At 59.1% G+C, this 24,573-nt stretch carries 23 protein-coding genes; 8 read left to right on the forward strand and 15 right to left on the reverse strand.

Going from position 1 to position 24,573, the window contains the following annotated elements; genetic code table 11:
• Nucleotides 1–187: 187 nt before the first annotated feature.
• Together hrpA and aceK are read right to left on the reverse strand one after the other, a co-directional pair.
• On the reverse strand, nt 188–4,099 hold the full coding sequence (gene hrpA, locus BMY54_RS23085) for an ATP-dependent RNA helicase HrpA (protein ID WP_093438135.1): 3,912 nt from the start codon (nt 4,097–4,099) through the stop codon (nt 188–190).
• Between the two features lie 292 nt (nt 4,100–4,391).
• The gene (aceK, locus tag BMY54_RS23090) at nt 4,392–6,113 is read right to left on the reverse strand and encodes a bifunctional isocitrate dehydrogenase kinase/phosphatase (protein WP_093438140.1); all 1,722 of its coding nucleotides are present in this window, start codon (nt 6,111–6,113) and stop codon (nt 4,392–4,394) included.
• A gap of 400 nt (nt 6,114–6,513) precedes the next feature.
• Here aceK and BMY54_RS23095 point away from each other — a divergent pair, with 400 nt between their 5' ends.
• Nucleotides 6,514–8,139, forward strand: a complete 1,626-nt coding sequence (locus BMY54_RS23095) for a methyl-accepting chemotaxis protein (protein WP_093438144.1) — start codon at nt 6,514–6,516, stop codon at nt 8,137–8,139.
• 85 nt (nt 8,140–8,224) lie between these two features.
• Nucleotides 8,225–9,133, forward strand: a complete 909-nt coding sequence (locus BMY54_RS23100) for a DMT family transporter (protein WP_093438149.1) — start codon at nt 8,225–8,227, stop codon at nt 9,131–9,133.
• 121 nt (nt 9,134–9,254) lie between these two features.
• Here BMY54_RS23100 and BMY54_RS23105 read toward each other — a convergent pair whose 3' ends face one another.
• Entirely contained in the window at nt 9,255–10,118 is an 864-nt protein-coding gene (locus BMY54_RS23105; RefSeq protein WP_093438153.1) for a DMT family transporter, read from the reverse strand.
• Between the two features lie 95 nt (nt 10,119–10,213).
• The gene (locus BMY54_RS30660) at nt 10,214–10,378 is read right to left on the reverse strand and encodes a hypothetical protein (protein ID WP_162835961.1); all 165 of its coding nucleotides are present in this window, start codon (nt 10,376–10,378) and stop codon (nt 10,214–10,216) included.
• 210 nt (nt 10,379–10,588) lie between these two features.
• Between BMY54_RS30660 and BMY54_RS23110 the strand changes: the two genes are divergently transcribed.
• Both BMY54_RS23110 and BMY54_RS23115 read left to right on the forward strand, forming a co-directional pair.
• Complete coding sequence (locus BMY54_RS23110) at nt 10,589–11,095, forward strand: hypothetical protein (protein ID WP_371914459.1); 507 nt, start codon at nt 10,589–10,591, stop codon at nt 11,093–11,095.
• Nucleotides 11,092–11,289 carry a hypothetical protein gene (locus tag BMY54_RS23115; protein WP_099758281.1) on the forward strand — a complete coding sequence of 66 codons (198 nt, stop codon included), beginning with the start codon at nt 11,092–11,094 and terminating at the stop codon, nt 11,287–11,289. Before BMY54_RS23110 ends, BMY54_RS23115 begins: the two co-directional genes overlap by 4 nt.
• A gap of 56 nt (nt 11,290–11,345) precedes the next feature.
• Here the strand turns inward: BMY54_RS23115 and BMY54_RS23120 are convergent, their stop codons facing one another.
• Together BMY54_RS23120 and cysK are read right to left on the reverse strand one after the other, a co-directional pair.
• A complete protein-coding gene (locus tag BMY54_RS23120; RefSeq protein WP_093438167.1) occupies nt 11,346–12,284 on the reverse strand; it encodes an aspartyl/asparaginyl beta-hydroxylase domain-containing protein in 939 nt (312 codons plus the stop codon).
• A gap of 184 nt (nt 12,285–12,468) precedes the next feature.
• Nucleotides 12,469–13,443 carry a cysteine synthase A gene (gene cysK, locus BMY54_RS23125; protein ID WP_007911289.1) on the reverse strand — a complete coding sequence of 325 codons (975 nt, stop codon included), beginning with the start codon at nt 13,441–13,443 and terminating at the stop codon, nt 12,469–12,471.
• Nucleotides 13,444–13,570: 127 nt separating this feature from the next.
• Between cysK and BMY54_RS23130 the strand changes: the two genes are divergently transcribed.
• Nucleotides 13,571–14,647, forward strand: coding sequence for a DUF748 domain-containing protein (locus tag BMY54_RS23130; protein ID WP_093438171.1), 1,077 nt, complete (start codon nt 13,571–13,573; stop codon nt 14,645–14,647).
• On the opposite strand, the gene BMY54_RS23135 is transcribed toward BMY54_RS23130, so the two are convergent.
• On the reverse strand, nt 14,644–15,141 hold the full coding sequence (locus BMY54_RS23135) for a helix-turn-helix domain-containing protein (RefSeq protein WP_093438176.1): 498 nt from the start codon (nt 15,139–15,141) through the stop codon (nt 14,644–14,646). The two genes, BMY54_RS23130 and BMY54_RS23135, sit on opposite strands and share 4 nt — an antisense overlap.
• Entirely contained in the window at nt 15,129–15,359 is a 231-nt protein-coding gene (locus BMY54_RS23140; RefSeq protein ID WP_093438180.1) for a DUF4160 domain-containing protein, read from the reverse strand. The genes BMY54_RS23135 and BMY54_RS23140 overlap by 13 nt, the downstream gene beginning before the upstream one ends.
• A 200-nt stretch (nt 15,360–15,559) precedes the next feature.
• On the opposite strand from BMY54_RS23140, the gene BMY54_RS23145 reads away from it, so the two are divergent.
• Together BMY54_RS23145 and BMY54_RS23150 are read left to right on the forward strand one after the other, a co-directional pair.
• Nucleotides 15,560–16,405, forward strand: a complete 846-nt coding sequence (locus tag BMY54_RS23145; protein ID WP_025110627.1) for an AAA family ATPase — start codon at nt 15,560–15,562, stop codon at nt 16,403–16,405.
• Nucleotides 16,406–16,430: 25 nt separating this feature from the next.
• Complete coding sequence (locus tag BMY54_RS23150; RefSeq protein WP_007956512.1) at nt 16,431–17,609, forward strand: vWA domain-containing protein; 1,179 nt, start codon at nt 16,431–16,433, stop codon at nt 17,607–17,609.
• A gap of 63 nt (nt 17,610–17,672) precedes the next feature.
• On the opposite strand, the gene BMY54_RS23155 is transcribed toward BMY54_RS23150, so the two are convergent.
• From BMY54_RS23155 to BMY54_RS23175, 5 genes are all read right to left on the reverse strand, one after another.
• A complete protein-coding gene (locus BMY54_RS23155) occupies nt 17,673–18,221 on the reverse strand; it encodes a hypothetical protein (protein WP_093438183.1) in 549 nt (182 codons plus the stop codon).
• A gap of 118 nt (nt 18,222–18,339) precedes the next feature.
• Nucleotides 18,340–19,257, reverse strand: a complete 918-nt coding sequence (locus tag BMY54_RS23160) for a 5-oxoprolinase subunit C family protein (RefSeq protein ID WP_093438188.1) — start codon at nt 19,255–19,257, stop codon at nt 18,340–18,342.
• Nucleotides 19,254–19,958, reverse strand: a complete 705-nt coding sequence (locus tag BMY54_RS23165) for a 5-oxoprolinase subunit B family protein (protein ID WP_093438192.1) — start codon at nt 19,956–19,958, stop codon at nt 19,254–19,256. The genes BMY54_RS23160 and BMY54_RS23165 overlap by 4 nt, the downstream gene beginning before the upstream one ends.
• Nucleotides 19,955–20,707 carry a 5-oxoprolinase subunit PxpA gene (locus tag BMY54_RS23170; protein WP_093438196.1) on the reverse strand — a complete coding sequence of 251 codons (753 nt, stop codon included), beginning with the start codon at nt 20,705–20,707 and terminating at the stop codon, nt 19,955–19,957. The genes BMY54_RS23165 and BMY54_RS23170 overlap by 4 nt, the downstream gene beginning before the upstream one ends.
• 62 nt (nt 20,708–20,769) lie before the next feature.
• On the reverse strand, nt 20,770–22,056 hold the full coding sequence (locus tag BMY54_RS23175; protein ID WP_034153180.1) for an MFS transporter: 1,287 nt from the start codon (nt 22,054–22,056) through the stop codon (nt 20,770–20,772).
• Between the two features lie 160 nt (nt 22,057–22,216).
• On the opposite strand from BMY54_RS23175, the gene BMY54_RS23180 reads away from it, so the two are divergent.
• Nucleotides 22,217–23,128 (forward strand): LysR family transcriptional regulator, encoded by a 912-nt coding sequence (locus BMY54_RS23180; RefSeq protein WP_093438200.1) that lies wholly within the window; start codon nt 22,217–22,219, stop codon nt 23,126–23,128.
• 109 nt (nt 23,129–23,237) lie between these two features.
• Here BMY54_RS23180 and BMY54_RS23185 read toward each other — a convergent pair whose 3' ends face one another.
• Nucleotides 23,238–23,780, reverse strand: a complete 543-nt coding sequence (locus tag BMY54_RS23185) for a DUF2937 family protein (protein ID WP_007911321.1) — start codon at nt 23,778–23,780, stop codon at nt 23,238–23,240.
• A 12-nt stretch (nt 23,781–23,792) separates the two neighbouring features.
• Complete coding sequence (locus tag BMY54_RS23190; RefSeq protein WP_008085906.1) at nt 23,793–24,569, reverse strand: class II glutamine amidotransferase; 777 nt, start codon at nt 24,567–24,569, stop codon at nt 23,793–23,795.
• Nucleotides 24,570–24,573: the final 4 nt, after the last annotated feature.

Genomic DNA, 24,573 nt, shown 5'->3' on the forward strand with positions numbered 1-24,573 from the left:
ACCGGCGTTTATGGTCGCGAAGTTTGCCATAAACGCGGGGTTTTGGCGCCTTTCTCAAGCACAACCCAAATCCCAATGTGGGAGCGAGCCTGCTCGCGATTGCGGTCTGTCTGCCAGTGGCAAGGTGACTGACACACCGCAATCGCGAGCAGGCTCACTCCTACAAGGGACTGCATATGCCTCTAGGTCAGGGCTCGACCTGGGTCCACTGCTTGTTAAGGCGTTTGTCGGAAATCGGTACTTTCGTCCCCAACTGCTGGGCGAACAGCGACACCCGGTATTCCTCCAGCCACCAGCGATACAGCTCAAGCTGCGGATCGCGTTTGCCTTCCTGAGCATGTTTCGCCGCGCGAGTCTGGTATTGCCCCCAGAGGCCGGCGAGTTCGCCGCTCCAGACGCGATCCTTCTGCACCTGCGCGCCGAGCTTTTCGAAGCGCTGCTCGACCGCTTTCAGGTAACGCGGCAATTCCTTAAGCCACTGCATCGGCGTTTCGCGGACAAACCCCGGATACACCAGACTGTTGATTTGCTGCTTGATGTCATTGAGCGCCACAGCCTGGGCCAGATCGATCTTGCCCTTGAAGCGCTTTTGCAGGCTGTGCCACAGCTTGAGAATTTCCAGCGTCAGGCGCGCCACGCGTTCGGCGTGTTCAGTCCAGTTGCCGCGTTTGCGCTCGGCCAGTGCCGCCAAACCGGCGCCGTCGCGGGGCAACGGGTCTTCGCCTTCGAGAATGCAGCTGTCGAGGCTCGCCAGCAGAATATCTTCAACCAGCGCATCAACCCGGCCCAACTCGCGATAGAGCAAGCCCAGCTCAGTCTGCCCCGGCAACTTGCCACGCAGGAACTTGGCCGGCTCCGCCAGTTGCTGCATCAACAACCGCTGCAAGGCGCGACGATGCTGGAATTCGGCCTCGGCCGGGGTCGAGAAGCGCCCTTCCTTGACCGTGCCGCCCTCTTCAACCAGCGCCGGATATACCGTCATCGACAGCCCGGCGATCTTCTGCTGAGTCTTTTCCGCCACCGGCGCGAAGACCTTGGCCTCCACCGGTTGCTGACTTTTCGCACTCTGCGGCACCGCCAGCGCGGCCTGACTGGCTTCGGCAAACCGTGCGGTCAGCTCGGCCAGATCGCGACCTTCGCCGAGGAATTTGCCTTGGCCGTCGACAATTTCCAGGTTCATCCGCAGATGCCCCTCGACGCCTTGCTCGGCTTCGGCCCACGCCTCGTCACTGACCCGCGCGCCAGTCATGCGCAGCAGTTCGCGACCGAGCGCTTGCGGCAACGAACCCTCGGCAAAGGTCATGCGTTGCAGCGCGGCTTTGATGAAGTCCGGCACCGGCACAAAGTTCTTGCGCAAGGCCTTCGGCAGGTTGCGCACAAGGGCGATGCACTTGGCCTCGATCATCCCCGGCACCAGCCATTCCAGGCGTTCCGGTGGCAGCATCGGCAACAGCGGGGCCGGCACGCGCAGGGTCACGCCGTCGCGCGGATGATTGGGCTCGAAGTGATAAGTCAGCGCCAGTTCCAGATCGCCGATGTGCAGCGTGTCCGGGTAATCCCGCGCGGTGACTTCACTGGCCTCGCGAGCCAGCACGTCTTCTTCGCGCATGATCAACAACTGCGGATTCTTCTGGCTATTGATGCGGTACCAACTGTCGAAGGTCGCGGTCTGGTGAATCTCCGCCGGCAACCGCGCGTCGTAGAACGCGTACAGGGTTTCTTCATCGGCGAGAATGTCGCGACGACGGGCCTTGGCTTCCAGTTCGTCGAGCTGTTCGAGCAACTGTTGGTTGGCGGTCAGGCACTTGGCTTTCGATTGAATCTCGCCACGCACCAAGCCTTCGCGAATGAACAACTCGCGAGAAACCACGGGATCCACCGGACCGTAATGCACCGGCCGGCGGCCGACCACGATCAGCCCGAACAGAGTGATCTGCTCGTAGGCCACGACCTGGCCGCGCTTCTTTTCCCAATGCGGTTCGAAGTGGTTTTTCTTGATCAGGTGCCCGGCCAGCGGCTCGATCCAGTCGGCGTCGATCTTGGCGACCATGCGTGCATAAAGCTTGGTGGTTTCCACCAGCTCAGCGGTCATCAGCCATTGCGGGCGCTTCTTGCCGATGCCCGACGACGGGTGAATCCAGAAACGTCGCTGACGCGCGCCGAGGTAATCGCCGTCCTCGGTTTTCTGACCGATCTGGCTGAGCAAGCCGACCAGCACCGCTTTGTGCAGTTTCGGGTAATCCGCCGGCTCTTTATTCAGACTCAACTGCATGTCGCGGCAGATCAGGCTCAACTGCCGATGCGAGTCGCGCCACTCGCGCAAACGCAGATAGTTGAGGAAATTCTTCCGGCACCAGTTACGCAACGGGCTGGCGGTCAGCGCCTGGCGCTGCTCTTCAAAACCGCGCCACAGATTGACCAGTCCGGCGAAGTCCGAATCGGTGTCCTTCCATTGCGCGTGGGCCTGATCGGCGGCTTGCTGACGCTCCGGCGGCCGCTCGCGCGGGTCTTGAATCGACATCGCACTGGCGACGATCAGCACTTCCTGCAAACTGCCGAGCTTGGCTGCTTCAAGCAGCATACGGCCCATGCGCGGGTCGACCGGCAGGCGCGCCAGTTGGCGACCGAGCGGGGTCAGCTGACTGTTGCGGTCAACCGCCGAGAGTTCTTGCAGCAGGTTGAAACCGTCGCTGATCGCCTTGCCATCCGGCGGCTCGATGAACGGGAATGCGGTGATCTCGCCGAGACGCAGATGCAGCATCTGCAGAATCACGGCAGCGAGGTTGGTGCGCAGAATCTCTGGATCGGTGAATTCCGGGCGCCCGTTAAAATCTTCTTCGCTGTACAGCCGAATACAAATGCCCGGCTCAACCCGTCCGCAACGACCTTTACGCTGGTTGGCGCTGGCTTGGGAAATCGCCTCGATCGGCAGACGCTGGACCTTGGCACGGTAGCTGTAACGGCTGATGCGCGCGGTGCCGCTGTCGATCACGTAACGGATGCCCGGCACGGTCAACGAGGTCTCGGCAACGTTGGTCGCCAGCACCACGCGACGGCCCGGGTGCGACTGGAAAATCCGCTGCTGCTCGGCCGGCGACAAGCGCGCGTACAGCGGCAGGATTTCCGTGTGTTTGAGTTGCGCCTTGCGCAGCATGTCGGCAGCGTCGCGAATCTCGCGCTCGCCGGGCAGGAATACCAGCACGTCTCCCGGACTGCGGCGTTCGCTGCGCTCGTAAGCGGCGATTTCGTCAAGGGTCGCGAGGATCGCTTGATCCACCGTCAGGTCATCCTCGACGCGGTTGCCCTCTTCGTCCTGCTCCAGGGTCAGCGGGCGATACCAGGTGTCCACCGGGAAGGTGCGGCCGGAGACTTCGACAATTGGCGCATCGTCGAAGTGCTTGGAGAAGCGCTCCAGATCGATGGTCGCCGAAGTGATGATGACTTTCAGGTCCGGGCGACGCGGCAGCAGGGTTTTCAGGTAGCCGAGCAGGAAGTCGATGTTGAGGCTGCGTTCGTGGGCTTCGTCGACGATGATCGTGTCGTAGCGTTCGAGGTAGCGATCGTTCTGGGTTTCCGCCAGCAGAATACCGTCGGTCATCAGCTTGATCAGAGTGTTGGAATCGCTTTGATCCTCGAAACGCACCTGATAGCCGACCAGCGCACCAAGTGGCGTAGCGAGTTCTTCGGCGACCCGGCTGGCGACGCTGCGTGCAGCGATTCGACGCGGTTGGGTGTGGCCGATCAGACCGTGCTGGCCGCGACCGATTTCCAGACAGATTTTTGGCAACTGGGTGGTTTTACCCGAGCCGGTTTCGCCGGCGATGATCAGCACCTGGTGTTTTTCCAGCGCCTTTTTGATCTCGTCGCGCTTGGCCGCAATCGGCAAACTGTCGTCGTAACGAATCACCGGCAGGCTGGCACGGCGGGCCAGTACCTGATCGCAGGACGCCTGCATGCGCGTCACCCATTGGGCCAGTTTGGCCTCGTCGGGTTTCTTGCGCAGCTCAAGCAACTGCCGCCGCAGCCGGTGACGGTCGGCGAGCATGGCGTGATCGAGGTTCTTCAGCAGTTTGTCGATGGAGGGCGATTCGTCGGTCATCGGGTAGGCAATTCGGTCGTCTATTTATGCAGGGGGCGGATTGTCGCAGATTTGGCGGATTTGTGGCGTGTCAGGGGGATTGCTGCCCTCACCCTAGCCCTCTCCCAAAGGGAGAGGGGACCGACCGAGTCAACTTTGCCAGCTTCGCCGACCTGAACGCGCATCACCGAATCCACAATCGCCAAGCTCTTTCAGGTCGGTGTTTGGCGCAAGACACCTCGGTCGGCCCCCTCTCCCTGCGGGCGGTCCGACGTTTCGGGAGGGCTGGGGTGAGGGTGTTTTTTTAAAAGAGCTACTCGTTATCGAGACCTCTACGCCGATACGGGAAAACATCAATGACTTTCCCGGCCCGAATCGCCTCCTGCAAGCCCTTCCAGTAATCTGCGTTATACAACTCGCCATGCAACTGATCGAACAACTTGCGCTGCCCCGAATCGGCAAACAGAAACGGCGGAAACTCCTCGGGAAAGACATCCAGCGGCCCGATCGAATACCACGGCTCCGAGGCCATTTCGTCCTCCGGCGTGCGCGGTGCGGGGATGTGGCGGAAGTTGGCTTCGGTCAGGAAGCAGATTTCGTCGTAGTCATAAAACACCACGCGCCCGTGGCGAGTGACGCCAAAGTTCTTCAGCAGCATGTCACCGGGAAAGATGTTCGCCGCCGCCAGTTGCTTGATCGCCAGGCCGTAATCCTCCAGCGCCTCACGCACCTGCGCATCGTTGGCGTTTTCCAGATAGAGGTTGAGCGGGGTCATCCGCCGCTCGGTCCAGCAGTGACGGATCAACACCGTGTCGCCCTCGACCGACACCGTCGACGGCGCCACCTCCAGCAGCTCCTCCAGGCACGCCGGATCAAACTTGCTCAGCGGAAAACGGAAATCGGCGAACTCCTGGGTATCGGCCATGCGCCCTACCCGGTCGACGCTTTTCACCAGCCGATACTTCTCGATCACCGTGGCGCGGTCGACGTTTTTCGAAGGTGAAAAACGGTCCTTGATGATTTTGAACACGGTGTTGAAGCCCGGCAGGGTAAACACGCTCATGACCATGCCACGCACACCCGGGGCCATGATGAACTGATCATCGGTGTTGGCCAGATGGTTGATCAGCGCGCGGTAGAACTCGGATTTGCCGTGCTTGTAGAAGCCGATTGAGGTGTACAACTCGGCAATGTGCTTGCCCGGCAGAATGCGTCGCAGGAAGCCGATGAACTCCGCCGGCACCGGTACATCGACCATGAAATACGAACGGGTGAACGAGAAGATGATCGACACATCGGCTTCGTCGGTGATCAACGCATCGATCTGAATCCCGCGCCCTTCTCGGTGCAGCAGCGGGATCACCAGCGGCCATTGCTCGTCGCGGGTGTAGATGCGTCCAACCAGATAGGCGCCCTTGTTGCGGTACAACACCGAGGAAAACAGCTCGACGCTCAGCTCCGGATCCTTGCACACCCAGTCCGGCAGGTTCTCGCGCAGTTGTGCTTCGAGGCGAAGCAAATCGCCGGGCAGATCGGCGTAATCCTCGCTGAAGCGATAGTCGGCAAAAATGCTCGCGAGCATCCCCGACAACTGCCCCTGCGGTTTGTAGGTGCGGGTTTGCGCGGCGCGGGCTCGGCGCAGGCTCGGGCGGGTGGTGTGGATGAACATGCAGCCGTCGCTGATCAGGTCGTGGCTGAACAGCCCGCAGAAAATCGAGTTGTACCAGGTCTCGGACAACTCATCATCGAAGCGCAGGTCGATGACGCTGATGTAGGCACTTTTCACCAACGGCCAGCAGCTGACGTTCATCAGCGTTTCATCATCGAAGTATTCGCGCAGGCGAGCGATAGTTTCGCTGACCTTTTCTTCGTAGAGATTGATCCGTGCCGCCGACGCCGTTTGCGTCTCCTGCCAGCGCGCCTGCTCGAAGCGCTCCCGGGCGCCGTCGGTGATTCGCCGGAAATGCTCGCGGTAATCGTCAAAGCCATCGAGGATCATGCGGGCGATATCGGTGGCTGGCCATTGCTGCGGCATAGATAAGACCTCGGCGTGCGTGGGGAAATCTGTGCCTGAGCTTAGCCACGCAAGCGTGTGCGCGTGAAGTGCAATTTCTGCCAAATCCGCGTCAGGGTTGTACAGCGACACAGTTTTTAGCAAAGTTTTTTTAATCGACCGTTCGGTCAGTTAATCACCTTGATGGTCCTTCTGGCCGCCCTGCGCCAGGCCGCGAATTCTCTGGGCTTCGGATCCAATACTGATCAAACGCGTCTAGCTCGTGGCTTTACTGCAAATGCGCTTACCGACGGCAACGCTTCCAGATTGGTCTTACCAAAATAGTGGCACTTTGATATATAGCCCACCATTCCCCCCTTCATAACAAGATCCTCGCTGACGAGGACGACCTCCCCCCCCTCAAAGATCAAGGAGCACACTGATGTCTATCCGGAATCTGCGCATAGGTTTGCGCGCCAGTTTGAGCTTTGCCGTTTTGGCCGGTCTGCTGGTGGTGGTCGGCCTGTTCGGTCTGGGCCAGATGAAAACCCTGCGCGAGAGTGCAACAGTGATTGAAGAATCGTGGATGCCGAGCATCGAGAGCATCCATGACACGGCGGCGAACATCGCCAGCATCCGTCTTGAATCCTTGCGCCTGATCACCAGCACCCAGTCTGCTGTGCGCGACAGAAGCAAAGGCCTCATCAAGGCGCAGCGCGAAGAACTGCTCAAGCGCCTCGCCGATCACAAAGCCCTGCTCACCAGCGAAGAAGAACGGCTGATGCTCGACGGTTTGAATGCCAACACCGCCAAGTACATGAGCATTCTCGAACAGATCATCGGCCAGATCGACGCCGGGCAAAGTGAACAGGCCTACACGCGGCTTAACAATGAACTGGCACCACAGGGAACGCTGCTCGACAAAACCCTCGAGCAGATGATCGCGTTCAATCAGCAAGGTGCCGACGCCGCCGCAGATGCCGCCGCAGCGATGTACCAACGGGCATTGTGGATCGTCGCGACCATCATCGTGGTTGCCCTGATTGCCACGCTGCTGCTGGCCTGGCAACTGACACGCAGCATCACCACCCCGATCAATCAGGCCCTGAATGTGGCGCGGCGCATTGCTGCCGGCGACCTCAGCGGCGAGATCGTCAGCACCGGTAAAGATGAGGCTGCGCATTTGCTCAACGCCTTGGCCGAGATGCAGGGCAATCTGCGCTCGACCATTCGCGGCATCAGCGAATCGGCGCAGCAGTTGGCTTCCGCGGCCGAGGAAATGAGTTCGGTGATGGAGCAAAGCACTCGCGGCCTGCAACAGCAGAACGATCAGATCGAACAAGCCGCCACCGCAGTGACCGAGATGAGCACCGCGGTGGACGAAGTCGCGGCCAACGCGGTGTCCAGCGCCGAGGCGTCTGCCGCGTCGAACGAGGACAGCAAGCACGGTCATGTGCAGGTCAGCGAAACCATCAGCTCGATTCAAGAACTGGTCGACGCCGTACTGGGCGCCTCAGCACAAGCTGAAGGCCTGGCCACGCAGGCACAGGACATCAGCAAAGTGCTGGAAGTGATTCGCGGGATTGCCGGACAGACCAACCTGCTGGCGCTCAATGCGGCGATCGAAGCGGCCCGCGCCGGTGAAGCCGGGCGCGGTTTCGCGGTGGTGGCCGATGAAGTGCGCTCGCTGGCACAACGCACGCAAAATTCCACTGAAGAAATCGAGCTGATGATCAGCAGCATCCAGCAAGGTACGGGGTCGACCGTGGGCGCGCTGCAGAGCAGTGCCGAACAGGCTGGCCAGACGTTGCGTCGGGCCAACAGCGCAGGTCAGGCGCTGGAGAAAATCACCGCGTCGATCTCGCAGATCAACCAGCGCAATCTGGTAATCGCCAGTGCAGCCGAGCAACAGGCCTTGGTCGCTCGCGAGGTCGATCAGAATCTGGTGACCATCCGCGACCTCTCGACCCAGACCGCCGCTGGCGCCACCCAGACCTCGGCCGCAAGCCAGGAGCTGTCGCGTCTGGCCGTCGACTTGAACGGCCTGGTCACACGCTTTGTGATCTGAACGAACAGTTGCATGCCCGATTAGCGGTTGCCTTCGGCAGGGCGCTCGGCAACACTCTCGTCCCGATCAAGGAAGGAGACCCGCCGTGAGCCCTGTCGATATTTTCCGTATGTTGTCGCTGGCGGCCATCTGGGGCGCGAGTTTTCTGTTCATGCGCATTATTGCGCCGGTGATCGGCACGATCCCGACCGGATTCTTTCGCGTGTCGATTGCGGCCCTTGGCCTGCTGGTGATCCTCGGGCTGATGCGCGTACGCTGGGATTTCAAAGGCAAACTGAAAACCGTGATGCTGCTGGGTGTGATCAACTCGGGGATTCCAGCGACGCTGTATTCGGTCGCGGCCCAGGTGTTACCGGCCGGTTATTCGGCGATCTTCAATGCCACCACGCCGTTGATGGGCGTGCTGATTGGCGGGTTGTTCTTCAGTGAAAAACTCACCGCAGCCAAACTGGGCGGGGTGTTCCTCGGCCTGTTCGGCGTTGGCGTGCTGACCCGCGCCGGTCCCGTGGCGTTCGATCTGCAATTGTTGATGGGCGCCCTCGCCTGTTTGCTGGCGACCACTTGTTATGGTTTTGCCGGTTTCCTCGCACGGCGCTGGCTGGATCAGGCTGGTGGTCTGGACAGTCGCCTGTCGGCGCTGGGCAGCATGCTCGGTGCGACGTTGTTTCTGTTGCCGCTGTTTGGATATAGCGTGATCACCGCACCGCCGGCCAGTTGGGGCGGCTGGAATGTCTGGCTGTCGCTGTTGGGCCTGGGTCTTGGCTGCACGGCGTTTGCCTACATCATTTACTTCCGCCTGCTCAGTTCGATCGGGCCGGTGAAGTCGATGACCGTGACCTTCATGATTCCGCCATTCGGCGTGCTGTGGGGGGCGTTGCTGCTGGATGAGCCGTTGTCGATGGCGCACATTTATGGCGGGGTGTTGATTGCGTTGGCGTTGTGGCTGGTGTTGAAGCCGGCGGTGGTGAAACCGGCTGAGGCGCCCGCCCGATAAATTTGTGCTGTGGCCGAAAAGGCCATCGCGAGCAGGCTCACTCCTACAATTGGAATGCGTTCCCCTGTAGGAGTGAGCCTGCTTGCGATCGGCGGCCTAAAAGCCGCCACCTGACGATCTGTTAGCTGGTTTTACGGAACACAAACGCCAGACCGACAATGATCAACAGCATCCCCAGCACACTCAACGCCGCCAGGCGATTGCCGAAAATCAGATAGTCCATCACTGCCGTCACCGCCGGCACCAGGTAGAACAGACTGGTGACATTGACCAGATTGCCCCGCGCGATCAACCGATACAGCAACAGCGTCGCCAGCACCGACACCACCAGTCCCATCCACAACACCGGCACGATAAAACCTGTGCTGTGCTCAAAGTGGAACGGCTGGAACGGCACGAAAATCCCGCACAACAACAGCCCGGCCAAGTACTGCACCGGCAGCGTACCGAGAGGATTGTCGGTGATGCGTTTCTGCATGATCGAGCCCAGCGTCATGCTCGCCAGCGCCAGCAGACCAAACAGCATCCCCGCCAAGGACATCCCGGCCAGACCGATGCCTTGGTAAACCACCATGATCAGCCCCGCCAACCCCAAGGCCAGACCAAACATCCGGCTCGCCGAGCGCTGCCGCTCCATCAACACCACGGTGAGAATCGGCTGCACGCCCATGATGGTCGCCATCACGCCCGGAGTGACTTTGCTGTTCAAGGCCAGTAGATAAAAGATCTGATAGGCCCCCAACAACACCACACCCGTGGCAATCGCAAACATCATCGGTTTGCCGCCCTTGGGCAGCTTCAGCTTGAGCAACGGCGCCAGCAGCACGAGCCCGCAAAAGGCAATCGCGAAGCGAATCAGCAGAAAGGCAAATGGTGACGCGTGGGCCAGCCCCCATTTGGAGAAGATCGCGCCGCTGCTCCACAGCAGAACGAACAGGCTCGTGGACGCGGCCGCGAGCGCGGATTTTTTCGACAGGACAAACATGATTACCACCTGTAGTCAGGCAAGAAGCCAACTCAGCCGAAGCTGAAATTCAGTAGGTTTTTCTGGCGGGCGCAGGGGTCAGCAAAAACTGCCGATCAGCCCGAAACACCAACGCCCGGCGGTGATACGACTGCGCACACCGGCGTGCTACTGACAGGTGGGGGGTAATGACTGATCTGCTTGGGCTGCTGATTCCCGCACGGCACGACGCCAGCGTTGACCGCTGAATCGACTACCGCGTTGATGAGGGATGCAGGCATTTGGCAGATCTTTTTTGAAGGGCTGGAGGGTGAACCATGGGGCTCACGAGCGCCGACTATAACCAGCGTGGGACATGGATTGCAATGATTTGGACAAAGGGCCAGTAGCGACGGATGCATGAGAGCTGAATAGGCTTTTGAGCAACCGCAACACCTATCGATGGGGAGACATGGAATGCTCGAAATCATATGCCAAGAGAACGGACGTATTTGCGCTATCAGTTGTATCGGTCGCTGGCCAGGAAGCAGGCAAGCATCGCCACTGCTCTGTTGCAGCTACCGGCGGGACAAGACTTGTCGCCAGTACGCTTTGAACCTATCGATGCCGAAGCACTAGGTGCGTTCGAGCTTTGGGAGAATCCGCATTTTTGCTGGCGAGAGATTGCCAAATGGAAGTCACGAGAACCCTTGTCCCTGGATATCGCGATCTGGTTTGAAGAAAAGCTGTGCGGGCTGTGTTTCGTCAATCCGAACAAAAGCCGCCAGCGAATTCGAATCGTACGATTGGAGGGGCGGCCCGGAGTGCCTCATCCGCTAAAAAAGCGTATTGCGCTTTTGTCGATGGTGGCCATCGATGAGTTTGCGCAAATAATCGGTAGCAAGTGCATTGAAGTTCAGGAACCGATACCTGGAGCAATTCCTGTTTATACAAAACTCGGCTTCAAATTTGATTTGGAAGGCCGCCTTGTCCTCGCAGTGGAGAGTAAAGTATCGTGAAAACTGTTCAAGTAATGATCAACGAGGGCGGGAACATGCGTAAATCCGTGAAAAAATCCCCTACTAAGAAAAGATCAATCAAAACGGACGAAAAGTTTATCTCCTCCGAACTATCAGCCAATCAGCAGCGCTTTCTTCAGCTATTGATTACAGGCATCGAAGACGAACCCAACGTTCTCGCTGGGCGGCGCTGACTCGCAGATAATAAAAAACCGCTCACAAGGAGCGGTTTTTCATCGCCTGTCCAGCCTCAGCCAAACAGCCAATACCCCAACAACGTCAATACCACCACCGCCAGCACCGGACGCATCACGCGGTAGGCTTTCGGATGACGGCGTTTCCACTGCTTGACCACGCCACTGAACTTGTCGCTGAAGTTCTTGCTCCAGGCGTAGGCCTGGTTGATCCCGCCGACGCGTTCATCATCAAGGTTCTGCGGTGCAGTGGCACGGCCGAGCCAGGCGCTGATGGAGCGGTTGATGCGGGTCATGAGGCGGTTGCTCAGCGGACGCTCGACGTCGCAGAACAGGATCACGCGGGTCTGGTCGGTTTCATTCTTGACCCAATGCACGTAGGTCTCGTCGAACATTACGTCTTCACCGTCACGCCAGGCATAAACCTGACCATCAACAAAGATCCGGCAATCGTCGGAGTTCGGCGTCGACAAGCCGAGGTGATAACGCAGGGAGCCGGCGAACGGATCGCGGTGCGGGTTCAAGTGGCTGCCACCCGGCAACAGCGCGAACATTGCGCCTTTGACGTTGGGAATCGCACTGACCAGCGCCACGGTTTTCGGGCACAGGGTTTCGGCCGATGGCAGCGGTTTGTCGTACCACTTGAGGTAGAAACGTTTCCAGCCCTTCTTGAAGAACGAGCCGAAGCCGGCGTCGTTGTTCTTTTCTGCCGCGCGAATATAACCCTCATCGAACAGGTGCATGGCCTCGTCGCGAATGGTTTCCCAATTGTCGCGCAGCACGTCCAGTTCCGGAAATTTGCTGCGATCCAGGTACGGCTTGGACGGCACGCCGGAGAACAGGTACATCAGGGCGTTGTACGGAGCGAACAGCGCCGAGTGGTTGACGAACTGGCGCAGAACCGGCAAACGCGCCTTGCCGCGCAAATGCACATAGAGGATGCTGCCCACGAACAGCAGCAGCACCAATACCTTGGCGGCTAACGAAAAGGTCATCAACGACTCCTTGAATAAAGACAACGCTGCGCAATGCCCTTTACCCGGCATGGCAGCCGGCCATGATAAACACTACCGGCGCCGGGCAAAACCCGCCTTACACAAGATTCAGTGTTAAGAATTGCGCAACAAAGCATTTATTAGCATAACGATCCTGAACCCCGGCTGATCTGAATCAACTGGATTACTGCTGAGTCTCCTGCTCAGTGAACAGATCGCTGAACAGCATGCTCGACAGATAACGCTCGCCGGAGTCGGGCAGAATCACCACGATAGTCTTGCCCTGCATCTCCGGCGTCTCCGCCAAACGCACCGCGACTGCCATCGCTGCACCGCAGGAGATGCCGCATAGAATCCCCTCTTCCTGCATCAAGCGCAGGGCCATTGCCTTGGACTCTTCGTCGGTGACTTGCTCGACCCGGTCGACCATCGACAGATCCAGGTTCTTCGGCACAAAGCCGGCACCGATCCCCTGAATCTTGTGCGGGCTCGGTTTGATTTCTTCACCCGCCAGCGCCTGGGTGATCACCGGCGACGACATCGGCTCCACGGCCACCGAAAGAATCGGTTTGCCCTGGGTATTCTTGATATACCGCGAAACGCCGGTGATGGTTCCGCCGGTGCCGACGCCCGCTACCAGTACATCGACGGCACCGTCAGTGTCGTTCCAGATTTCCGGACCGGTGGTCTTTTCGTGAATGGCGGGGTTGGCCGGGTTATCGAACTGCGCCGGCATGAAATATTTGTCGGCATCGCTGGCAACGATTTCGGCCGCCTTCTCGATTGCGCCTTTCATGCCCTTGGCCGGCTCGGTCAACACCAGTTCGGCGCCCAGAGCCTTGAGGACTTTACGGCGTTCGATGCTCATCGAGGCCGGCATGGTCAGCATCAACTTGTACCCACGGGCCGCGGCAACAAAGGCCAGACCGATCCCCGTGTTGCCCGACGTCGGTTCGACAATGGTCATGCCCGGCTTCAGTTTGCCGCTGCTTTCGGCGTCCCAGATCATGTTGGCGCCGATCCGGCACTTGACCGAATAACCGGGGTTGCGCCCCTCGATCTTGGCCAGAATGGTCACGCCACGCGGTGCGATGCGGTTGATCTGCACCAGCGGCGTATTACCGATGGAATGGGCGTTGTCAGCAAAAATACGGCTCATGGCTGGGTCCTTATGCAGCGTTGAATTCAGCCTTCCAAGGTATGCCTGTTGCCCATCACAGTCCAGTCGGGTCGAACGTCTGCGCGACGTAACAGTCAATCGCTTACATCGTCAGGGAATTGCCGTCATGAAGCGTCGCTACAGTTGGCCACTAGGGATTTTCGCCGTCGTCGTTGTGCTGCTGATCGCACTGCACATCGCCCTGCCTTACATGGTGCGCGACTACCTGAACGGCAAACTGGCGGACATGGGTGACTATCGGGGCCAGATCACTGATGTCGACCTCGCCCTATGGCGCGGCGCCTACAAGATCAATGGACTGAAGATCGTCAAGGTCGACGGCAAGGTACCGGTGCCGTTCGTCAATGCTCCGCTGATCGATCTGGCGGTCAGCTGGCATTCGCTGTGGTATGACCATGCCGTCGTAGCCCAGGTGAAATTCGTCAAACCTGAGATTAACTTCGTCGACGGCGGTGCCAACAAGCAGAACTCTCAAACCGGTCAAGGCACCGACTGGCGCGCACAACTGGGCAAATTGCTGCCGATTACCCTCGACGAGGTCCAGATTCACGAAGGCAAAATCACTTTCCGCAATTTCAACTCCAAGCCACCGGTCAATATGAACGCCACCAACGTCGAGGCCAGCATCTACAACCTGACCAACGTGGTCGACAATCAGGGCAAACGTGACGCGCGTTTCGAAGGCAAAGCGCTTTTGCTCGGGCATGCGCCACTGGAAACCACTGCCACCTTCGACCCGCTGAGCAATTTTGAAGACTTCCAGTTCCGCCTGCGCGCCAAAGACATCGAACTCAAGAGCATGAACGACTTCGCCTCGGCCTACGGCAAGTTCGACTTCAACGCAGGCCACGGTGACGTGGTGATCGAAGCCCAAGCCAAAAAAGCCCAGGTCAACGGCTACATCAAACCGCTGCTGCGCGATGTCGAAGTGTTCAACTGGCAGCAGGACGTGGAAAACAAGAACAAAAGCATCTTCCGCTCGGTCTGGGAAGCCATCGTCGGTGGCTCGGAAACCGTGCTGAAGAATCAGGCGAAAAACCAGTTCGCCACCAAGGTCGAACTCAGCGGTAACGTGCATCAGCAAAACATCAGCGCGTTCGAAGCGTTTTTGCAGATTTTGCGCAATGGATTCATACAGGCGTTCAACGCCCGGTATGAGCGGCCGAAGCCGGATGCGGGTTAGCTTTTGCGGTTGACGGTATAGCGACCAGACTCCTCTGCGGCCAGAGTTGAGCCTTGTTGCAGTGAATCCCAGCCCAGACAAGCCAGCGCCAGTGAACGCGGGACTGCCTCGCGACCATTACTGTAGCGACTGATGCTGCGAGCACTGACACCCAGTGCCTCGGCAGCCTGATTAAGAGACAGCCCGGTTCGGGCTCGCCAGTTGATGAAGATTCGCGTGTTTTCATCGGCTGCGTTTTGGGCCAGCGCATCCATATAAAGTGTGTCTGCACCAATCTGAATATCGGGTTCAAGCCATTCGACAGTCCAGCCGTAGTCGTCCAGAGTCGCAGTCAAAAACACCTCGGGATCGAGCAATGGTTGCAGCCCTGGATAAGCTTTAATATCCCGTCCGAGATCAAGTGTCAGTTCCTGTCCATCAATGAAGGTCAGTGCCAATCGAAAATCTGACAGTGCCTGCACTGCTGACAGGCGAGGTCTTTTCATGGGTAACATCGTTTCCAGTCCTCCAACAGTTGCACCCGATGAGTCGCAACCCACGCCAGCGCTTCCTTGATAATCAGTGGCGGCGCCTTGCCAGTCATGACCTCAACGGTTTCAAGGCTCAGCATCACTTCCACGCCGCCACCGATGAGGTGAACATGGGGCGGCGGGTGATCCTTCTCGCGCAACTGAATGCGGTATTTGTCGCGAAATCGGTATTTAGTCGTCATGCCCGAGAGGCTATCGCCAAATCGGCGATACCTGAATACTGGCCATCGGCCGAGACTGAGTCAACATGTGACGCCCCATTCAGAGACTGAATAAGCCGTCTGCGTTCACAGTCGACCGGGCTGCGCGTTATAGTCGGGCATCCGATTATTTCGCCCCCGCCCTGCCCGTCAGGTCGGCGTTACCGTTCGAGGATTAGCAGATGAAGTTCGAAGGCACCCAGGCCTACGTCGCCACCGATGACCTGAAGCTGGCAGTCAACGCCGCCATCACCCTGGAACGGCCACTGCTGGTCAAGGGCGAGCCGGGCACCGGCAAGACCATGCTCGCCGAGCAACTGGCCGAATCGTTCGGCGCCAAGTTGATCACCTGGCACATCAAGTCCACCACCAAGGCCCATCAGGGTCTCTACGAATACGATGCGGTCAGCCGTCTGCGCGACTCGCAATTGGGCAACGAAAAAGTCCACGACGTGCGCAATTACTTGAAGAAGGGCAAGCTCTGGGAGGCTTTCGAGTCCGAGGAGCGGGTCATTTTGCTGATCGACGAAATCGACAAGGCCGACATCGAATTCCCCAACGACCTGCTGCAAGAACTCGACAAGATGGAGTTCTACGTTTACGAAATCGACGAGACCATCAAGGCGAAAAAACGCCCGATCATCATCATTACCTCCAACAATGAGAAAGAGCTGCCGGACGCCTTCCTGCGCCGCTGCTTCTTCCATTACATTGCCTTCCCCGACCGCACTACCCTGCAAAAAATCGTCGACGTGCACTACCCGGACATCAAGAAGGATCTGGTCAGCGAAGCGCTGGACGTGTTCTTCGACGTGCGCAAGGTGCCGGGCCTGAAGAAGAAGCCGTCGACCTCGGAGCTGGTGGACTGGCTGAAGCTGCTGATGGCCGACAACATCGGCGAAGCGGTGCTGCGTGAGCGCGATCCAACCAAGGCGATTCCGCCACTGGCCGGTGCTTTGGTGAAGAACGAACAGGACGTGCAATTGCTTGAGCGCCTGGCGTTCATGAGCCGTCGCGGCTCTCGCTAAGCACTTGTAAGCAGGGGCCATCGTTATGCTGCTCAACCTCTTCAATGAAATGCGTGCAGCCAAGGTGCCGGTGTCGGTGCGTGAGCTGCTCGACCTGATCAACGCGCTGAAACAGCGCGTGACCTTCGCCGACATGGACGAGTTCTATTACTTGTCGCGGGCGATTCTGGTGAAGGACGAACGTCATTTCGACAAGTTCGACCGCGCGTTCGGCGCCTACTTCAATGGCCTGGAAAAGCTCGACGATCACTTGCAGGCATTGATTCCCGAAGACTGGCTGCGCAAGGAGTTCGAGCGTTCGCTGACGGATGAGGAGCGTGCTCAGATCCAGTCCCTTGGTGGCCTGGACAAGCTCATCGAAGAGTTCAAAAAGCGTCTGGAGGAACAGAAGGAGCGCCACGCCGGCGGCAACAAATGGATTGGCACTGGCGGCACTAGCCCGTTCGGCTCCGGTGGCTTCAACCCGGAAGGCATTCGGGTCGGCGATGCTGGCAAGCGCCAGGGCAAAGCCGTGAAAGTCTGGGATCAGCGCGAGTACAAGAACCTCGATGATTCGGTGGAATTGGGCACGCGCAACATCAAAGTCGCCCTGCGCCGACTGCGCAAATTCGCCCGCCAAGGCGCGGCAGAAGAGCTGGACATCGACGGCACCATCGACCACACCGCCAAGGACGCCGGTCTGCTGAATATTCAGATGCGCCCGGAACGGCGCAACACAGTGAAGTTGTTGTTGCTGTTCGACATCGGCGGCTCGATGGACGCGCACGTGAAGATCTGCGAGGAACTGTTCTCGGCCTGCAAGACCGAGTTCAAGCATCTGGAGTATTTCTACTTCCACAACTTCATTTATGAATCGGTGTGGAAGAACAATATGCGCCGCACCTCGGAGCGCACTTCGACCCAGGACCTGCTGCACAAGTACGGCGCCGACTACAAAGTGATCTTCATCGGTGACGCCGCCATGGCGCCATATGAAATTACCCAGGCCGGCGGCAGTGTCGAGCACTGGAACGAAGAGCCGGGTTACGTGTGGATGCAGCGCTTCATGGAGAAGTACAAAAAGCTCATCTGGATCAATCCGTACCCGAAAGACACCTGGGGCTATACCTCGTCGACCAATATCGTGCGGGATCTGATCGAGGATCAGATGTATCCGTTGACGTTGCGCGGGCTTGAGGAAGGGATGCGGTTTTTGTCGAAATAACGGCCAGAGGGGTTCCCACGTGAGCGTGGGAACCCTCAATTCCGTACGGAATCGGTGGCCGTTTTACCAACCTGATGCGAGATAGGTCTTGCAGAGCCTGTCCATAAAAACGGTGTCCTGAATCGCCGGCCCGACTGAGGCAGTTTTTTGCCCGCGACGTTTTTTCTTCCCTTTGGCGACCACTTTCACCCCACCGCTTTCCAACTCTACCCTGCGAGTTTTTTCAATATCCGTTTCAGAACTCAGGGTCATTTCACTCTTCATCTCGCCCTCTGGCGACAGAAAACGAAACCTGACCCGGGTCGCCTCCGTTTCGCAGCTTTTCCCCTCGGCAATCAGTTCCATGGATTGACCGCGTGCCTCTGTGCGGTGATTCCAGTGAAACATTCGCATCATGTCGACCGTTGCGGTGGACATGAATGTCTCGATACGCGCAACGATGTCCTGATTACCGGCATGTTCGGCGTCCAGTCGTTGCACATTGTAGAAACGATCGATGCTCGCCCGATAAACCGGCACGCTGCCCACATCCTCATAAAAACCGACAATGTGCCCATCGACACGGTTCGCACACTCGCCCTCTGACGGGGCCATCACTTTCATAAAACGCATCTGTAACTTCCTTGTAAAAGATGAAGACCGATAGTTCCACACCCTCTCGACGCGTGATGTAGGGCGACTTACCAAAGTGTCAGGAAACGTCTCGGTCTTCAGTCCGAAATACGGACAATTACAAGTAGGACTTCAGGTAGTTGATATGGTCGTGCCATGCACGTTCCTGCATGACCGGGGTGAACCGAACCTTGTCACCCGGCAGACGCTGCGCCAGCCGCGCCAGCGCCAACGGCGTCAACGCCCCCAAGCGTGGATATCCACCAATGGTCTGGCGATCATTGAGCAAGACGATCGGCTGCCCGTCCGGCGGCACTTGCACCGCACCGAGCGGAATGCCTTCGGAAATCATCGGTTGTCCCTGATAGTGCAAGGCGCTGCCCAACAAGCGAATGCCCATGCGATCAGCGCGACTGTCCACAGCCCAGGTCGTGTTAAACACATCAAACAGGCTCTGTCCGCTGAACTGGCCGATCTGCGCGCCGAGTACCAGATCCAGCGGTGCATTCGATTTCAGATCCGGCTGCAACGGCAAAGGCACTTCCCGCAGCAGCCGCGATTCACCGCAATAACTCAGCACCGCCCCTTTCGCCAACGGTAAGCCCATGCCATCAAGTCCACCGAGTTCTTCGCGGACAACCGTGGCGCTACTGCCCAAGACCTGCGGTGCTTGAAAACCGCCGGGCGCGGCCAGATAAGCCCGGGCACCAAGCAACGGTTGAGTGAGTTGCAACGTCTGCCCTTTGCCCAACTTGAAACTGCGCCACGGCGCCAGCGGCTGCCCGTCGATCCGTGCGGCAAGATCCGCACCGGCCAAGGCCAGCCAACACTCCTCTTCGGCCACCACGGCCAGGCCGCCGAGGGTGATTTCGATCACCGCTGCGTCCAGTTCATTGCCGAGCAGCCAGTTGGCCCAACTCATCGAACACCAGTCTGCCGCGCCGCCCTGGGTCACGCCCAGATGCCGCACGCCGAAACGGCCCGCGTCCTGCAACAGGCACAGCGGTGTACTCGCTTCAATCCTCAGTCGGCTCATGCCAGCGCCTCCAGTGGTGTGTCATCGCCGCCCAGATTGATGAACTCGGCATGACTGACCGCTTCGAATTGCACCGTGTCGCCCGGTTGCATCAGGCTGTAGCCATCCCGTGTGCGATCGAACAGTTTCGCCGGAGTGCGGCCGATCAGGTTCCAGCCACCGGGCGAGACCACGGGATACGCAGCGGTTTGGCGCTCGGCAATGCCGACACTGCCCGCGGCGACTTTCTTGCGCGGCGTGTTAAGACGTGGCGCCGCCAGAACCTCTTCGACCAGCCCCATAAAGGCGAACCCGGGTGCGAAACCCAGGGCGAATACCTGATATTCACGTCCGCTGTGACGACGGATCACCTCCTCCACTGCCAGCCCACTACGCTCGGCGAGCAGGCTCAATTCTGGCCCGACGCTGAGGTCATACCAGACCGGCAACACATGACATTGACCGCCAGTTCGCGCATTCGGCGACAGGTCGATCAACGCCTCGGCAATCAATTCCCGCGCCTGACTCGGGTTCAGTGCAGTCAGATCGTAATGCACCATCAACGTCGTATAGGACGGCACCAGATCGATCAGTTGCGCGCCGAATGCCCCGCGCAAACGCTCACTGGCAGCGAGCATCCACGGCATGTTGGCTTCGGCGATCTCATCAAACAGACGCAGCATCAGGCAATCCAGCGCCACCACTTCAATCCTTGGGTTCATGAGGCACTCTGCTGATTCAAGGCCTCGCGAATGCGCTGCACGGCGGCCACCGAACTGGCGTTATCACCGTGCACGCAGAGGGTATTGGCGTGCAGGCGCAAGGCGCTGCCATCGCTGGCGGCGAGGTTGTCACCACGGGCAATGGTCAGGGCTTGTTCGATGATTACCTCGGGGTCGTGATGCACCGCGCCCGGCAATTGTCGTGAAACCAGTTTGCCGGCACTGTCGTAAGCACGGTCAGCGAACGCTTCGAACCACAGGTTCACGCCATACTCATCGCCGATCTGCTGCGCGGCAGCGTTGTCGCGGGTGGCCATCAGCATCAGCGGCAGGCTGCGGTCGTAAGCGGCCACCGCCTGAATCACCGCACGCAATTGTGCCGGGTTGGCCATCATTTCGTTGTACATCGCGCCGTGGGGTTTGACGTAACTGACACGCCCGCCCTGGGCTTTGCAGATGCCATCGAGGGCGCCAATCTGATAATGCAGGATGTCTTGCAGCTCTTGCGCCGAATACGCCATGGAGCGACGGCCGAAACCGACCAGATCCTGATAGGCCGGGTGTGCACCGATTTGCACACCGTGGCTCAGGGCCAGACTGACGGTCTTGCGCATGATGCTCGGATCGCCGGCGTGGAAACCACAGGCCACGTTGGCGCAATCGATGAAGGGCATGATTTCGGCGTCCAGACCCATGGTCCAGCTGCCGAAACTCTCGCCGATGTCGCAATTCAATAGCAGGCGGCTCACGGTGAACACTCCTGTAGGTGCTTGTCTTTTTATCTGTAGGACTTTGCTTTGCAGGTTATCAGTTACTGCGCATCGAGTTGCTTGCCACGGGTTTCCGGCAGACTCAGTGCCGCGATAATCACCACGCCGTAGGACACCGCCGCGAAGGCGCCAATGCCGACGCTCAACGGCACCTTCTGGCTGAGCAGGCCGATCAGCAGCGGAAACAGGGCCGCCAGCGCCCGACCGATGTTGTAGCAGAAGCCCTGCCCCGAACCGCGAATTCGCGTAGGGAACAGCTCGGTCAGAAATGCGCCCATGCCGCTGAAAATCCCCGAGGCAAAGAAGCCCAGCGGGAAGCCCAGCCATAGCATCACGCCGTTGCTCACCGGCAGTTGCGTATAGAGCAGAACGATGGTGAACGAACCGACAGCGAAGAGGATGAAGTTCTTTTTCCGCCCCAACAGATCAGTCAGATAGGCGCTGATCACATAGCCGACGTAGGAACCGACAATCACCATGGCCAGATAGCCGCCGGTGCCGAGTACGCTCAAGCCGCGTTCGTTTTTCAGGAAGGTCGGCAGCCAGGAAGTGATCGCGTAATAGCCGCCCAGCGCGCCGGTGGTCAGCAGTGAAGCGCGAAACGTGGTGAAGAGCATGCCGGGGGCGAAGATCTCGTAGAACTTCGACTGAGTCTCCGGCGTTTGTTGGGCCTTGGCCTCGCGATATATCTCCGGATCCTTGACCAGACGACGGACGAAAATCACAAAAATCGCCGGCACGATGCCGAGGATGAACAAGGCGCGCCAGGCGTCTTCCGGCGGCAACACCGAGAACAGCAGCGCATACAAAATCGCCGTCAGCCCCCAACCCAGCGCCCAACCGGATTGCACCATGCCCACCGCTTTGCCTCGGTCCTTGGCGCGGATCACCTCGCCGATCAGCACTGCACCGGCCGTCCACTCGCCGCCGAAACCGAAGCCCATCAAGGTACGTGCGATCAACAGTTGTTCGTAGTTTTGCGCGAAGCCGCAGAGAAAGGTGAAGAAGGCGAACCACAGCACGGTGAGTTGCAAGGTGCGTACACGGCCGATGCGGTCAGAGAGAATCCCCGCAACCCAGCCGCCGATGGCCGAAGCGATCAACGTGCTGGTGTGAATCAGTCCTGCTTCGCCAGTGGTGATGCCCCACATCGCGATCAGTGTCGGCACGACGAAGCTGAGCATCTGCGTGTCCATGCCGTCCAGACCGTAGCCGATCTTGCAGCTCCAGAACGTGCGACGCTCCTGCTGATTGATGTTGCGATACCAGTCGAACGGCCCCGGACGCGCCGTTGCCTTGGGGACTTCTAGGGTGTCGGGAGCACGCATGGCTTATCTCCGCAGGTTTTTTTATTGGTCTTGTTCGTAGCCCCGACGACGCCTATCGTGGGGGCCGGATGCGTCGATTTTTCGTCGCGCGGCCCTGCTGCGTCCAACGAATAAAAACCCGCCCTAGCCATAAGAAAAATTTGTCACCCGAGCCTTGCCCATGAACCTGAAGTTTCTCGAGACCTTTGTCTGGGTCGCCCGACTGAAGAGTTTTCGCCTGACCGCCGACAAGCTGTTCACCACTCAGGCGTCGATCTCCAGCCGCATTGCGGTGCTGGAAGGCGAGCTGGGGGTGAAGCTGTTTCTGCGCGATTCGCGCGGTGTCAGCCTGACGCCCGAAGGCTTGAAAGTGCTGGAATATGCCGAGCAAATGCTCGACACAATGTCGGCGCTCAAGCAATCGATCGAAACCCGCTCGAGCAAAGTCGGCCGGGTGCGCATCGGCGTGATGGACACGGTAATTCACACTTGGCTCAGCCCGTTGGTGGCGCAGATGACCGACCTGTATCCGCGGGTGGAAATCGAGCTGGTAGCGGATACCTCGCTGAACCTCTGCGATCAGTTGCAAAAAGGCTTTCTCGACATCGTTCTGCAAACTGACCTGATCCGCCATGAAAGTGTGCGCAGCCTGGAGTTGGCCAGCCATCCGCTGGGCTGGATTGTCGCAAGCAATTCGATCTACAACCGCGACTACGCCGACCTCGCCGAACTGGCCCAGGAACGGATCATCACCTACTCGAAAAACTCCCGGCCGCATCAGGATCTTCTGGCGCTGATGCAGACCAATGGCGTGCCGGCGCCGCGCTTGAATTGCGTGAATTCGGTGTCGGCGATCACGCGGTTGTTGCGCGATGGGTTTGGTATTGGCGTGCTGCCGCCGGTGCTGGTGGCTGAGGAATTGGCGCGGGGCGAGTTGACCTTGCTGGACATGGATCAGCGGCCACCGAACTTGCAGGTGGTGGTGTCGTGGCGGGTGGGGGTTGAGTGGGTCGAGGAGATTGTGACGTTGTGTCAGCAGGTGCTGGCGGGGTATGCGCACAAGGTGGGCAAGGACTACATCGCTTTAAGTTGATCGTTCCTAAGCTCCGCGTGGGAATGCAGCCCGGGACGCTCCGCGTCCCTCGAGAGCCGAACGCGGAGCGTCCGTTGAAGCATTCCCACGCAGAGCGTGGGAACGATCATCAGAGGCCGCGCACGTCGCGGTCTTCGATCGGCCGGCTCTGGCGCAGGCGGCGGCCACCGAGCACGACCCAATCGATCAAGCGGAACAGGCACTCGATGCCGAACGACAGCAACAGCGCACCGCTCATGCCCCAGATCATTGCTTCCGGGGTCAGCAGGATCTGGTAGCTGTAGCCATTCCAGGTTTCCTTGCGAATGTCCGGGTCGGCGGCCAGCACCACTTGCAGAAAGCGGATGTACCACGGGCCTTGCATCGCCTGGAACTGCTTGTCCAGCGCGATCTGACGGCTGAGCAAGGTGCTCAGGCTGTCGGCATCGCTACGAAACACCGGGTCTTCACTGGCGCGGTAATGCGCGACCAGCGCCTGCATATCGCCCTTGAAAAACTGCTCGGCGGTGCCCTGAAAACCGCGCAGGCCGGTCTGCGCCTCGATCAGGTGCGCCTCCACGCGTTTCGCGTAATCGTTGATGAAGCCTGGCACCTGGACACCGATCAACAGGCCCGCCGCAAACAACACCAGCCGTACATAACTGAGCAACATGGGGTGCAATCCTTATTCGGTCTTGCCCTGACTGACGCATTCGCCGCGTCGCCACAGGCTCCATTGGCCCGGTTCGTAGCGGGTCCAGGTTTCGTTTTCGGTCAAAGGCTCGGTGGCGATCACCGTGACCACATCGTTGGGCGTGGTTTCCGCCTGGAAATCGACGATCACGTCGACATCTTTCAGGCGCGCCGGGCCGAACGGGGCGCGGCGGGTGATCTGGGCGAGTTTGGTCGAGCAATAGCAGAACAGCCAGTCGCCATCGCTGAGCAGGCAGTTGAACACGCCTTTGCTGCGGTATTCGGCGCACGCGGCGACCAGATCCGGCAACAGCGCTTCTATATCGACCGGCTCCGGGAATGCTGCACGCACGCGGTTAAGCAAATCGCAGAATGCCGCTTCGCTGTCGGTATCGCCGACCGGCCGGTAGAAGCTTTTGATCGGGGTGAAATCGGCGAGCTGGCCGTTGTGCGCAAAGCACCAGTTGCGTCCCCAGAGTTCACGGACGAACGGGTGGGTGTTGGACAGGCAGACCTTGCCGACGTTGGCCTGGCGGATGTGGCCGATGACCACTTCGCTTTTGATCGGATAACGCTGCACCAGATTGGCGACTTCGGACTCGCAACTCGCCGCCGGATCCTGAAACAGGCGCAAGCCACGGCCTTCATAAAAGGCGATGCCCCAGCCGTCGCGGTGCGGACCGGTGCGACCGCCGCGCTGCATCAGGCCGGTGAAGCTGAACACGATATCGGTCGGCACGTTGGCACTCATGCCCAGTAATTCACACATGTGC

This window comes from Pseudomonas sp. ok266, assembly GCF_900110195.1.
In the GTDB taxonomy this organism is placed as follows: Bacteria; Pseudomonadota; Gammaproteobacteria; order Pseudomonadales; family Pseudomonadaceae; genus Aquipseudomonas; species Aquipseudomonas neuropathica.